The organism is Shimia sediminis (genome assembly GCF_003990645.1).
GTDB classification, from domain to species: Bacteria; Pseudomonadota; Alphaproteobacteria; order Rhodobacterales; family Rhodobacteraceae; genus Shimia; species Shimia sediminis.
In genome coordinates, this window is record NZ_RYZK01000004.1 from 301,374 (window position 1) to 313,786 (window position 12,413).

General features: G+C 58.0%; 11 protein-coding genes. 9 read left to right on the top strand and 2 right to left on the bottom strand.

Annotated features, from left to right (window positions below; translation table 11 throughout):
* Nucleotides 1-14: 14 nt before the first annotated feature.
* The 4 genes from EK369_RS11505 (at nt 15) to EK369_RS11520 (ending at nt 5,828) form a co-directional block, all read left to right on the top strand.
* Nucleotides 15-2,198: a dehydrogenase E1 component subunit alpha/beta gene (locus tag EK369_RS11505; RefSeq protein ID WP_127114382.1), complete on the top strand. Its 2,184-nt coding sequence runs from the start codon at nt 15-17 to the stop codon at nt 2,196-2,198.
* Entirely contained in the window at nt 2,195-3,229 is a 1,035-nt protein-coding gene (locus EK369_RS11510) for an ACP S-malonyltransferase (RefSeq protein WP_127114383.1), read from the top strand. Before EK369_RS11505 ends, EK369_RS11510 begins: the two co-directional genes overlap by 4 nt.
* 140 nt (nt 3,230-3,369) lie before the next feature.
* Nucleotides 3,370-4,203, top strand: a complete 834-nt coding sequence (locus tag EK369_RS11515) for a 3-oxoadipate:acetyl-CoA acetyltransferase (protein WP_127114384.1) — start codon at nt 3,370-3,372, stop codon at nt 4,201-4,203.
* A gap of 131 nt (nt 4,204-4,334) precedes the next feature.
* A complete protein-coding gene (locus tag EK369_RS11520) occupies nt 4,335-5,828 on the top strand; it encodes a sulfatase family protein (protein WP_127114385.1) in 1,494 nt (497 codons plus the stop codon).
* A 41-nt stretch (nt 5,829-5,869) separates the two neighbouring features.
* On the opposite strand, the gene EK369_RS11525 is transcribed toward EK369_RS11520, so the two are convergent.
* Together EK369_RS11525 and EK369_RS11530 are read right to left on the bottom strand one after the other, a co-directional pair.
* Entirely contained in the window at nt 5,870-6,607 is a 738-nt protein-coding gene (locus EK369_RS11525; protein WP_127114386.1) for an SDR family NAD(P)-dependent oxidoreductase, read from the bottom strand.
* 76 nt (nt 6,608-6,683) lie between these two features.
* The gene (locus EK369_RS11530) at nt 6,684-7,187 is read right to left on the bottom strand and encodes a MarR family winged helix-turn-helix transcriptional regulator (RefSeq protein ID WP_127114387.1); all 504 of its coding nucleotides are present in this window, start codon (nt 7,185-7,187) and stop codon (nt 6,684-6,686) included.
* Nucleotides 7,188-7,377: 190 nt separating this feature from the next.
* On the opposite strand from EK369_RS11530, the gene EK369_RS11535 reads away from it, so the two are divergent.
* The 5 genes from EK369_RS11535 (at nt 7,378) to EK369_RS11555 (ending at nt 12,401) form a co-directional block, all read left to right on the top strand.
* On the top strand, nt 7,378-7,845 hold the full coding sequence (locus EK369_RS11535; protein WP_127114388.1) for a MarR family winged helix-turn-helix transcriptional regulator: 468 nt from the start codon (nt 7,378-7,380) through the stop codon (nt 7,843-7,845).
* A gap of 156 nt (nt 7,846-8,001) precedes the next feature.
* On the top strand, nt 8,002-8,949 hold the full coding sequence (locus EK369_RS11540) for a PDR/VanB family oxidoreductase (protein WP_206198078.1): 948 nt from the start codon (nt 8,002-8,004) through the stop codon (nt 8,947-8,949).
* A gap of 10 nt (nt 8,950-8,959) precedes the next feature.
* A complete protein-coding gene (locus EK369_RS11545; RefSeq protein ID WP_127114389.1) occupies nt 8,960-10,303 on the top strand; it encodes an aromatic ring-hydroxylating dioxygenase subunit alpha in 1,344 nt (447 codons plus the stop codon).
* Nucleotides 10,300-10,779: an aromatic-ring-hydroxylating dioxygenase subunit beta gene (locus EK369_RS11550; protein WP_127114390.1), complete on the top strand. Its 480-nt coding sequence runs from the start codon at nt 10,300-10,302 to the stop codon at nt 10,777-10,779. The genes EK369_RS11545 and EK369_RS11550 overlap by 4 nt, the downstream gene beginning before the upstream one ends.
* The gene (locus tag EK369_RS11555) at nt 10,776-12,401 is read left to right on the top strand and encodes an AMP-binding protein (protein WP_127114391.1); all 1,626 of its coding nucleotides are present in this window, start codon (nt 10,776-10,778) and stop codon (nt 12,399-12,401) included. The genes EK369_RS11550 and EK369_RS11555 overlap by 4 nt, the downstream gene beginning before the upstream one ends.
* The last annotated feature ends 12 nt before the right edge of the window (nt 12,402-12,413 follow it).

The following is a 12,413-nucleotide window of genomic DNA, read 5'->3' on the forward strand; positions in this document are numbered from 1 at the left end:
ACAAAGAGCGCCCCATGGATCGTGCCGACATCGTTGATCAGACCTTTCGAGAAAAACTCTCGGCTGGAACACTGCCCCAAGGCCCTGCCGCGTCCGGCCCCCTCACGGCACCTGACGCCGTCGCGGTGTTTCGCGCGCAATGCCTTAGTCGCAATCTTGACCGGCGCTCGCGAAAAATGCAGGCGATGGGTCAAGGTTACTACACCATTGGCTCGTCGGGACATGAAGGCATGGCAGCCGTCGCCGCTGCACTTCGCCCGGACGACATGGCGTTTTTGCACTACCGGGACGGCGCATTTCAAACCATGCGCTCCTCGCAAGTTCCGGGCACCACGCCAACGTGGGACATGCTGCTCAGTTTTGCCACATCCACAGAAGACCCGATATCCGGTGGACGTCACAAGGTTCTGGGGTCCAAGGCGTTGATGATCCCGCCCCAAACCTCGACAATCGCCAGCCACCTGCCAAAGGCCGTCGGTGCGGCCTATTCCATCGGTCTGGCCAAACGCCACGCGCCCGAGCACAAGGTGCTCACGGACGACAGCATTGTCATGTGCTCTTTTGGCGACGCGTCCTCAAACCACTCAACCGCGCAAGGTGCGATCAACACGGCCTGCTGGACGTCTTTTCAATCGGTCCCGATGCCATTGCTGTTTGTCTGCGAAGACAACGGCATCGGCATATCAACGCGCACCCCCAAGGGCTGGGTCGGCGAAAACTTCTCGAACCGGCCGGGTCTCAAGTACTTCCACGCCAATGGTCTCGACATGTTTGATACCTATCGCGCGGCGCGGGAGGCAGAGGACTACGTCCGCACCCGCAGAAAGCCCGCATTTCTCCACCTGTCCCTGGTCAGGCTTTACGGACATGCCGGATCTGATCTGCAGCAAGCCTATCTACCTAAGACGATCTTCGAGGGTTGGGAGGCTGATGACCCCCTCATGCATTCTGCCCGCCTTTTGACGGACGCCGGCATTCTGACAGAGCAACAAGTGCTTGAAATCTACGACGAGGCAGACGCCCGCTGCGCCCGTCTGGCCGAAGAAGTGGCAACGCGACCCCGCCTGAAAACCGCTGAGGACGTCATGGCGAGCCTGATCCCACCGGTTCGCGCCTGCGCCCCGTCAAACGGCCCCTCTGATGGAGCTCGCCTAAGCGCCTTTGGCTCCGACGCCAAACAACTCGACACGCCCCAACCCATGTCGCGGCTTTTGAATTGGGCATTGACTGACCTCATGCTGACACATGAAGAACTCGTCATGATGGGCGAGGATGTCGGCCTTAAGGGCGGAGTTTACGGCGTCACTCAGAAACTGACCAATCGCTTTGGACCAGACCGCATGATCGACACGCTGCTCGACGAGCAGTCCATCCTGGGGCTTGCCATTGGCATGGCGCATAACGGCTTTGTCCCGATGCCGGAAATTCAGTTCCTCGCCTATCTCCACAACGCCGAAGACCAAATACGGGGCGAAGCGGCAACGCTCAGCTTCTTCTCCAACGGTCAGTTCACCAACCCCATGGTGCTGCGCATCGCAGGGCTGGGCTACCAAAAAGGCTTTGGCGGGCATTTCCACAACGACAACTCGCTTGCGGTGCTGCGCGACATCCCGGGCGTTATTCTGGCCTGCCCCTCAAACGGTGCGGATGGTGCCCGAATGCTGCGTGAATGCATGCGTCTGGCGCGCGAAGAGCAACGTGTAGTCGTTTTCATCGAGCCGATAGCGCTCTACCCCATGCGTGATCTGCACGAGGAAAAAGACGGCGGTTGGATGCGCACCTACCCCTCGCCCGATCAGACTATTCCTTTGGGCGAAGTGGGTGTTTCCGGCGACGGCCCACTTGCCATCGTGACCTATGGCAACGGAACCTACCTTAGCCACCAGGCGACAAGGATGCTCTCTGATCAGGGCATTGAAACCCGTGTCATCGACATGCGCTGGCTCGCGCCCTTGCCCACTCAGGGCATTCTGGACGCGCTGCAAGGCGCAGAGAAAGTCCTGATTGTTGACGAATGCCGCACCACCGGCAGCCAATCCGAGGCCCTTATGGCAATGCTGGCAGAGAATTGCGACCTGCCGACCGCGCGCCTTGCTGCCCAAGACAGTTTCATAGCAACGGGCCCGGCCTATGCTGCGACAATGCCCTCATGCGACAGTATCGTTGACGCGGCCAAAACACTCTGGAGCACAAAATGACTCTTACCGCAGTTGTCGTCGCTCCGGGTCGCGGCACATACAATAAAACCGAACTGGGCTACCTGCTCCGTCATCACGCCAAACGTCGGGCCCTATTTGATACGTTTGATGATTTTCGACGGTCTCAGGGCCAGGAAACCATATCAGAACTGGACGAAGCACCACGGTTTATTGGCTCGAAACATACGCGCGGCGACAACGCCTCGCCGCTGATCTATTCCTGCGCCTACTCGGACTTTTTGGCAATTGACCGCGATCGCATAGACATCGTCGCCGTGACCGGCAATTCGATGGGCTGGTACATCGCTCTCGCCTGCGCCGGTGCGCTGAACGATTTGGGTGGCCTTCAGGTCGTGAATACAATGGGCACCTTGATGCAAGATCACCTGATCGGCGAGCAGCTCATTTACCCCTTTGTCAACGACAATTGGCAGCCTGTCCCGGCTCAGCAACAAGATATCTTAGCCACCGTTGCCCGGATCAATGCCCTGCCAGACCACGTATTGGACCTATCTATTGACCTCGGCGGCATGCTGGTTCTGGCAGGCAACGACCTAGGTTTGGCGGCCTTTGAGCGCGAAATGCCGCGTGTTCAGGACCGGTTTCCGATGCGCTTGCCTAATCACGCTGGGTTCCACACCGCCCTGCAAGAACCGGTTGCAGCGCTCGGACGTCAGGCCCTTTCGGAGGACCTGTTTCGGCAACCCTCTTTGCCCCTTGTTGACGGTCGTGGTGGAGTTTGGTGGCCACACTCCAGCCATCTCCCGGCACTCTGGGATTACACGCTCAATCATCAGGTTGTGAAATCTTATGACTTCACCGCCGCCATCCGCACAGCCGCGCGCGAATTCATGCCGGACCTGTTTATCGTTCTAGGACCAGGCACAACGCTGGGCGGTGCCGTCGCGCAATCTCTGGTTCTTTCGAACTGGCGCGGGTGGGACACCAAGAATGCGTTTCAACAAGAGCAATCCCAAAACATGCGGCTCGTGTCGATGGGCAACCCTGACCAGCGCGATTTTGTCACCTAGCCAGATCGCCGCCAGGGTCATGGCCCCCCAAACAGTGGCCCGTTTGCGACCAGCCACTCGGTGTTTGCCTTGCCCTGTTTGGGCCGCCCTCTTATCCTCAGGGAAAAGGCGGCAGACCTATTTCAGATCGGAAAGACACCATGGCCAAACCCTGCATCATCTGCGTCGCAATCACCGGCTCGGTTGCGACCAAGGACAACAACCCCGCTGTCCCCATCACCGTGAGCGAACAAGTCGAGAGCGTGCATCAGTCCTTTGAGGCCGGTGCCTCCATCGCTCATTGTCATGTGCGCAACGATGATGGCACGCCAAGCTCGGACCCAGAGAAGTTTGCCCGTCTCAAGGAAGGCATCGAAACGCACTGTCCGGGCATGATCATTCAACTGTCCACCGGAGGCCGTTCAGGCGCCGGTTCGGCGCGCGGAGGGATGTTGCCACTGTCACCTGACATGGCCTCTCTGTCCGTTGGCTCCAACAATTTCCCAACCCGCGTGTATGAAAACCCGCCGGATCTCGTCGATTGGCTTGCCGCTGAAATGCGAACCTACGACGTCAAGCCGGAAATAGAAGCCTTTGACCTCAGCCACATTCATCAGGCCGTCGCCATGAATCGAGACGGGCGCATTCCGGGCAAACTTTATGTGCAATTCGTCATGGGCGTAAAGAACGCCATGCCCGTAGATCGGGACGTTTTTGACTACTACATCCGCACGATGGAACGGCTGGCGCCCGAGGCGCAGTGGTGTGCCGCCGGTGTGGGACGCGGCCAGATCGAAGTAAACGAATGGTGCATCGCCGCAGGGGGGCACACGCGAACAGGCCTCGAAGACAACATGCGCTTGGATAAGAACACCTTGGCCCCATCAAATGCCGCATTGGTTCAAAAAGCGGTCGAGCTTTGCGAGAGATACGAACGCCCTGTCGCGACCTGGAAAGAGGCTCGTGAGATACTCGAGTTGCGCCCCTTTGCATGACGCAGAAATCCTCACTTTCGACGGATCACGGGGCATGGGCTCAGGCTGTTTTTGTTGCCGCATCCCCATCACTCACCTAGGCTCGGGCCAAGTCTGGCACCTTTGATACCCACCATCGAGGAAAACTCTCCATGGCCCGCCCTCCAAATATCGTCCTGTTCTTCACCGACAACCAACAGGCAGAAACCCTTGGTTGTTATGGCAATTCAGAAGTTCATACGCCCCATTTGGATGCCTTGTCCGCGCAGGGCACAACCTTTGAAAATGCCTACTGTCCAAATGGCTTCTGTTCGCCCTGCCGGGCATCGGTGCTGACTGGGCTTCTTCCGTCGCAACATGGTGTCCACAGCTGGATCGATGATCGTGACAGCGACGACTGGCCTCGGAACTGGCATGCGCTGGATGGGCTACGCACGCTACCCGCCGCCTTGAAACAGATGGGATACCGCACGGCACTATGTGGCAAGTACCATCTGGGGGATCCCTCAACGCCCATGCCGGGATTCGACTATTGGTGCACGATGGCGGACGGGCATGTGCGCAGCTTCCACAAGAACCGCATCACCGAGAATGACAAAACCTACGAACACCATGGGCACTCAGTTGATTTCTTTACGGAAAAAGCCATTGGCTTTCTGAAAGAACAGGACACTGACACCCGGCCCTTTTTTCTTTATGTGCCCTACCCTGCACCCTATGGGCACTGGCCTGCCACCAAAGATCCGCAACCCAATCGCTTTTCTGAACTCTACGACGAATGCCCCATGCAAAGCGTACCACGGCAAGGCCTGAGCAAAGCGGCGATCGACGCATACTTGCTCCGCGAAAAGTATTCCGGCGGTGGCCTGGACTATTCAATGCCGCTGCGGGCACCCAATGATCTCGCAACGCTTAGAAACTACTATTCTCAGATCTCGATGGTGGATGATGGAGTGGGTCAGATACTGCGCACGCTGGACCAGATGAACCTGACCGACGATACCCTGGTGATCTTTACGTCTGACCACGGATTGTCCCTCGGTCACCACGGCTTCTGGGGACACGGCGCGGCAACTTACCCCTCGAACCTTCACCGCGCCGCGCACTCTGTGCCGCTTATCCTGAGCCACCCACCGACCGTCAGACCCGGCCAGAGGCGCCAGGCCATGATCTCCAACATGGACATTTTCTCTACCATTCTCGACTACGCCGGCGTGCAGGATTTGCCGGATAGTGCGCCAACGACCAGCCGTTCCTTACGATCGTTGCTTGCCGGTGACCCTGCCTCTTGGGACCGAGACGAAGTCTTTTCCGAACAGGAAGAAACCCGCGTACTGCGAACTCGGAAATGGGCCTACTTCAAACGGTACAGCCCCTCTTCTGGCGAGCGCTTTCCGAACGCGCTTTATGACGTCGAGAATGACCCGGGCGAAACAGTAAACCTTGCCGATACCCCTGGGTATGCGGACGTTCTGGCTGAACTGGACCACCGGCTCTCAGAGTTTTTCCACCGACATGCGCGCCCCGAAGCCGATCTTTGGTCCGGTGGAACCCCCATACAGAACACGGAGCGTGGAGAATTCTGGCGCAGTGTCTGGGGGCAAGACTGGCGTCCGACGTACAAGTACGCCAGCAGGCAGGAATAACCATGCATTTACAAGCAATGTGATCTTTTTCCCGGCCCGGATCAAAGGGCCGTCAGCGACCCAAGACTACCACCACCGCACACGAACAAGGTCTGGCCCGTCACCCAGCTGTTGTCCGGATCCGCAAAAAACAATGTGGCGCGCGCGATATCGGCTGCCTCTCCCAATCGGCGCATCGGCAGAGACGCGGCAAGATTGCGGGCCTTTTCACTTTCCTCGGGGATGTCCGCGGTCAGCATGTCGGTCAGGACCGGTCCCGGAGCGATTGCGTTCACGGTGATGCCGTAGGGCCCAAGTTCAAGAGCCCAGGTACGTGTCATAGAAATCATCGCGGCCTTGGTGGCCGCATAGACCGTCCGTTGCTGCAGCCCAACCACCGCGCGCGAAGACATATTAATGATCCGTCCGAACCCCTGTTCCTTCATGTTCGGAATGACCGCCTCGGCCAGCTTGATCGCCGCGCGCACATGCAGGTTGTGCATCAAATCAAATTCGTCATCCGTGATCTCTCCTAAGGGCGTGTTACGAACGATCCCGGCATTGTTGATCAGGATGTCTACCTTTTCTGAATGACGCAGGTCTTCAGCACACTGTCTGATGGCATCAACGTCACCCAGATCGAGGCAGATTGACCGAACCCGGTCCGAGTCGATGTCCAAAGGGCGCCGGGAAACGGATATGACCCGGGCTCCTTCGCTAAGAAGGTTTTGGGCAATTTCCCTTCCGATTCCGACACTTGCACCGGTCACCAATGCTGTTTTTCCGTCGAATCGTCCCATTGCCGGCCCTCACTCTGTGTCTTCTGGCTCGGTTAATTTATATGATTTTTCATTCTTTTCAAGTGACCCGGTGACCTCAACTCCCTGGGTCTTTTACCCCAAGGTTGTTCAGGATCTTATGCAGGGTCTGCACGAGCCTCGCCCGCTCGGTATCATCAATCCCGGCAAACATGTCATTGTACTCAAAAAACATGTCCGGCCACACGTTTGAAAAAGCGTCACGGCCCTTGTCCGTGATGTAAATCGTACGCACGCGCCGATCATCTTTTGAAGCAATCCGCTCAATCATCTCAAGCTTTTCCAGCGCGTCCAAAGCGCGGCTTAAGGTCGATTGCTCAATCACCGTCAAGTGAATCAACTCTTTGATCGAAAGCCCGTTTTTGACGGTCAGCACCGCCAGCGCCCGCATCCGAACCGTGTTCAGGTTCTGCTTTCGCAGCGTGTCCTGGATCTCCATGTTCCAGCTCGAAGCTATCCGGTTCAAAAGGTACGGCACGAAACTCGACAACCCGATCTCACCCAAAGACGGCTGATCGCTCTGGCCAGTGTCCGGGTTGGTAATTTCAGGAGTGGCTGCCATGTCCCAGGGCACCTCGGGCAAGTGTCTCGATAGTGAGTTCGGTGCGCCCAGCATCACATTGAGACATGCAAACGACAACACAAAACTACATGCATGCTCAATCAATCCCGCTGATGGCTGGTATAAGTTCGGGTAGAAATCTTCGGGTTCGCACTCTACTCTAAGGCATCAGCCCCATTCGGAGCCCGCCATGGCCGACCCAGATGCGCAGCAGCAAACTACCCGACAACCCGATGACCTGCGCGGGTTGCCGTCCTATCTTTTGACCCGCATCAGCCACCGCTATACGCAAGCCGTGCGCAAAGAGTTGAAAGGGATGAACCTGAACACCAGCTCGGCTCGGGTCGTCGCCGCACTGCGGGTATTGCCGGGTTTGACGGTCAATGAGCTGTGCAATCATACCATTTCCGAACAACCAACAATGAGCCACGCGCTGGATCGGCTGGAAAAGAACGGACTGATCTTTCGTCAGGTCCACAAGGATGACAGCCGTATCCGGCAGGTATTTCTGACCGACAGTGGGTGCGCTCAGGCAGACCAGGTCTGGCCGGTCATTCTGCAGATGAACACAAAAATGATGCAGGGCATTACCGACCGGGATCGCGACATTACCATGCGCACCCTTGCGAAGATTTTCGAGAACCTTGATCGGAAGTGACCTGTCACCGATACGCTTTGACAGTTTATATGAAATTTAATATGTATTTGCAAATATACTTGCTATACTTCGATTCGACGGCCCATAGTTTCTGTTGAAAGCACCAACAGGTCCGGGATCTGTAAATGGCACGAGGCACCCTACGGAGGAACCAAGGTGACATTGACGCTAAAGCTGACCGATAAGGAAACGGTTCTGGGCAGAGTTGCCCTCTTTACCTTTGAAGACGCCAATGGCGACACACTGCCCGCCTACTCGGCCGGTGCTCACGTCGACTTTGATTTGGGCGAAACAGGCACACGTTCCTATTCCCTGATCAATTTCTCTTTGCCAGCCGCGAACGCCCCTTCAACCTATCAAATTGCGGTTCAATGCGAAGAAGACGGAGACGGCGGTTCCAGGGCGATGCATGCATTGGAACCGGGCGTGATCCTCAACACCAGCAGGCCCAAGAATGACTTTGCCCTGCATGAGGACGACGCACCGGCAATCCTGATTGCGGGCGGTATCGGTGTCACCCCGATCATCTCCTTTGCGACAGACCTCACGTCACGCGCAGCAAAGTTCCAGTTTCACTATGCCACCCGCAGCCAAGGCCATTGCACATTCGAAGAGACGTTGGAGACCCGGTTCAAAGAGGCTCTGACCCTCTGGTTTGATGACATCAATCAGATCGACCTGACCCAAATCATCGCCAACGCCCCCGACGACGCGCATATCTACTGCTGCGGCCCCAAAGGCATGATCGAAGCAGTTCGGGAAATTGCCGAGACCAATGGCTATGACAAGAGCCACATCCATTTTGAACTGTTCGCCTCGCCTGCGGGCCACGACGGCGACACGCCATTTGAAGTAGAGATCAACGACGGAAGGGTGTTCACGATTCCCTCCGACAATTCCATCGTCGACGTGCTTGAGGAGGCAGGCGTCGACATCATGTATGATTGCCAGCGTGGCGACTGTGGCATCTGCCAGTGCGACGTCATCAGCGGTGAACCCGATCACCGAGACGTTGTGTTGTCCGAGTCTGAACGCGCTGCTGGCGACGTCATCCAGATTTGTGTGAGCCGCGCCAAATCGGCACGTCTTGTTCTGGACATCTGAGGGAGGAACCATGGGAAAGTATACCGATAACCCCGCTGCGGTTGCCGCACTGGTGGAACAGCATCAGGTCCACCGCGACACCTACATCGACCAGGAAATCTACGAGCTGGAGATGAAACATCTCTTCTCCAACACCTGGGTCTTTGTCGGTCACGACAGCCAGACGCCGACCAAGGGCGACTACATCACCACCCAGATCGGCAACCAGCCGGTCATCATGGTGCGTCACTCGGACAACGAGATTTACGTTCTCTACAATCGCTGCCCCCACAAGGGCACCAAGATCGCCATCGACCGCGCGGGCAATACCGGAAAATTCTTCCGCTGCCCCTATCACGCGTGGAGCTTCAAGACCAACGGCTGCCTGCTCGCGATCCCATTGAAAAAGGGCTACGCGGACACAGCCTTTAAGGATAGCGAAGCCAACCATGGCCTGGAACCGGTGGGCGACGTCAAAAACTATCGTGGCTTCGTCTTTGCCCGCCTCGCCAAACAGGGCATCAGCTTTGAGGACTACTTCGGCGAGGCGATGTCGTCCTTTGACAACATGGTTGACCGCGCACCCGAAGGCCGTCTCGAGGTTGCAGGTCCCCCGTTGCGGTACATGCACCAGTGCAACTGGAAAATGCTGGTCGACAACCAAACCGACACCTGCCACCCGATGGTCGCCCATGAATCCAGCGCCGGCACGGCTGTGAAACTCTTCGAAGAAGCCAACTGGCCCGAGGACAAGCCCAAACCCATGGCGATGGAAATCATCGCACCTTTCATGTCGCCTTATGAGTTCTTCGAAGAAATGGGCATCCGCACCTGGCCCAACGGTCACGGCCACACCGGCGTCCACCACTCGATCCACTCCGACTATACGCAAGAGCCGGAATACTGGGACGCCATGGTCGCGGGCCACGGCGAGGAGCGCACCGAAGAGATCCTTTCGGAAATCCGTCACAACACGGTTTACTGGCCCAACATCATGATCAAGGGCCCCGTGCAACAACTGCGCAATTTCATCCCGCTTGGCCCCAACAAGACGCTGGTGGAAAGCTACATCTACCGCCTCGTCGGCGCGCCGGACTACCTGTTGCAACGCACCGCCATGTACAACCGCCTCATCAACGCCCCCACCTCGATGGTAGGCCACGATGACCTCGAAATGTACGAACGCGCGCAAGAGGGCCTGCACGCCCAGAGCACCGAATGGATCAACATTCAGCGCCTGCACACCGAAGAAGAAAACTACGACGAAATCGCGGTTGAGAACGGCACCACCGAACGCCAGATGCGCAACCAGATGAACGCCTGGGTCAAGTTCATGACCATGACCATGTCTGACAAGGTGGAGGCCGCAGAATGACCCTGACCCGCGACGACATCATCGACTTCATCTATGACGAAGCCCGCATGCTGGACGAAGGCCGTTTCTCGGAATGGCTCGACCTCTGGATCCCCGAGGGCCATTACTGGATGCCGCTTGATTACAAGCAGACAGACCCGGATCTGGTGACCTCGCTCTTGTACGAAGACGACTTCATGCGCCGTTTGCGCGTGGAACGTTTGAACGGTGAGCGCACCTTCAGCCAAAAGCCCAAAAGCCGCTGCCACCACGTGATCCAGCGCCCCTTTGTGGATGAATTCGACCTCGACGCAGGCCATTTCGTCACCAACACCTCGATGCACTACATCGAGACCCGGCTGGACGAACAATTCCTGCTCGCCATCACCGCCACCCACGAACTGCGGCTCGTCGACGGCAAACTCCGCATCGCGAACAAGCGTGTGGACCTGCTGAACTCGGATGCTGCCTTTGGGAATATCCAGCTGCTGCCATGATCCCATCTGACACCAAAACGGTTTACGAGGTCTTCCAGACCTCGTGCGCCACTTATGGAGCGCGTCCCTTGCTGAATGTCCTGCCTGCCACAGCGCAGGTCTACGACATCCAACCGGGCGAAATCACCTTTGCCGACGCGCTGGACACGGCCAACCAATGGGCTGCCCGTTTGACCGAGGCAGGCTATGGCCCCGGCATGCGCGTCGCGCTCCTTCTTGAAAACCGCCCCGAATTCTTCCTGATCTGGCTCGCGCTCAACAAACTCGGCGCCTCGGTCGTGCCGATCAACCCCGACCTGCGCGCGGCCGAGCTGGAATATCTGATCGGCCATTCCGAGCCCGCCCTCATCATCTCTATCCCGTCCCGACAGGCCGAACTGCAAGCCGCAGCCGACGCCGCGGGCATCCGTCTCGCGGCCATCACACCTGACACACCTCTTCCTTCTCCCCGTGCAAATGCCGTGGTGGCCGCAGATGAGACGGATGATTTCCACCGCGAAACCGCTGTCCTCTATACCTCCGGCACCACGGGCAAGCCCAAGGGCTGCGTGCTGGCCAACGCCTACTTTCTCGAAGTCGGCCGCTGGTATTCCACCCTCGGCGGCATCGTCTCGCTCGCCCTCGATGGCGAACGCATGATTACCCCGCTGCCGATCTTCCACATGAACGCCATGGCCTATTCCTTCATGGCCATGGTCACCGTCGGCGGCTGCCTCACCGCCCTCGACCGCTTCCACCCCCGCAGCTGGTGGCAAGACGTGAAAGACAGCCGCGCCACCTGCCTGCACTATCTCGGCGTCATGCCCTCAATGCTGATGGGCCTCGACGCCTCCCCCCTCGACACCGCCCACACCGTCCGCTTCGGCTTTGGCGCAGGCGTCGATCCCAAACTCCACGCCGCCTTTGAGGACCGCTACGGCTTCCCCCTGATGGAGGCCTGGGCCATGACCGAAACCGGCGCAGGCGCGGTGATCTCCAACCACACCCACGACCGCCTCATCGGCCAATCCGCCCTTGGGCAGGTCCCCGACTGGCTCGACGTCTCGATCATCGACGATGCAGGCCAAGAAGTGACCGCTGGAGACCCTGGCGAACTCCTCGTCCGCCGCAAGGGCGACAGCCCTCGCCTCGGCTTCTTCAGCGAATACTACAAGAACCCAGCAGCCACGGACGAGACATGGGAAAACGGCTGGTTCCACACCGGCGACGTCGTCCGCGCCGATGCAGACGGCTTCCTCTTCTTTGTTGACCGCAAGAAAAACGTGATCCGACGCTCCGGCGAAAACATCGCCGCGGTCGAGGTGGAATCCATCCTCATGCGCCACCCCGAGATCACCGCAGCTGCCGTCGCCCCTGTGCCGGACCCTGTGCGCGGAGACGAGGTCTTTGCCTGCCTCACCGTCACCGAACCATCCCCTGCCAAAGCCGAGGAAATCGTAACATGGGCGCTCGACCAGATGGCCTATTACAAGGTCCCCGGCTATGTCGCCTTTGTTGATGCCCTGCCGCTGACCTCAACCCAGAAAATCCAACGCGCGGACCTCAAATCCCTTGCCGCCACCCTCTTGACCGATCCCGCCACGGTCAACACACTCCACCTGAAGAAAAGGCAAGTTGCGTGAACAGACCCCGGC

What these genes read in the sequence shown, in the direction of transcription:
- EK369_RS11505 (WP_127114382.1), top strand. Translation starts at nt 15, where the DNA reads ATGGATCGTGCCGACATCGTTGATCAGACCTTTCGAGAAAAACTCTCG.
- EK369_RS11515 (WP_127114384.1), top strand. Translation starts at nt 3,370, where the DNA reads ATGGCCAAACCCTGCATCATCTGCGTCGCAATCACCGGCTCGGTTGCG.
- EK369_RS11525 (WP_127114386.1), bottom strand. Translation starts at nt 6,607, where the DNA reads ATGGGACGATTCGACGGAAAAACAGCATTGGTGACCGGTGCAAGTGTC.
- EK369_RS11535 (WP_127114388.1), top strand. Translation starts at nt 7,378, where the DNA reads ATGGCCGACCCAGATGCGCAGCAGCAAACTACCCGACAACCCGATGAC.
- EK369_RS11545 (WP_127114389.1), top strand. Translation starts at nt 8,960, where the DNA reads ATGGGAAAGTATACCGATAACCCCGCTGCGGTTGCCGCACTGGTGGAA.
- EK369_RS11510 (WP_127114383.1), top strand. Translation starts at nt 2,195, where the DNA reads ATGACTCTTACCGCAGTTGTCGTCGCTCCGGGTCGCGGCACATACAAT.
- EK369_RS11550 (WP_127114390.1), top strand. Translation starts at nt 10,300, where the DNA reads ATGACCCTGACCCGCGACGACATCATCGACTTCATCTATGACGAAGCC.
- EK369_RS11555 (WP_127114391.1), top strand. Translation starts at nt 10,776, where the DNA reads ATGATCCCATCTGACACCAAAACGGTTTACGAGGTCTTCCAGACCTCG.
- EK369_RS11530 (WP_127114387.1), bottom strand. Translation starts at nt 7,187, where the DNA reads ATGGCAGCCACTCCTGAAATTACCAACCCGGACACTGGCCAGAGCGAT.
- EK369_RS11520 (WP_127114385.1), top strand. Translation starts at nt 4,335, where the DNA reads ATGGCCCGCCCTCCAAATATCGTCCTGTTCTTCACCGACAACCAACAG.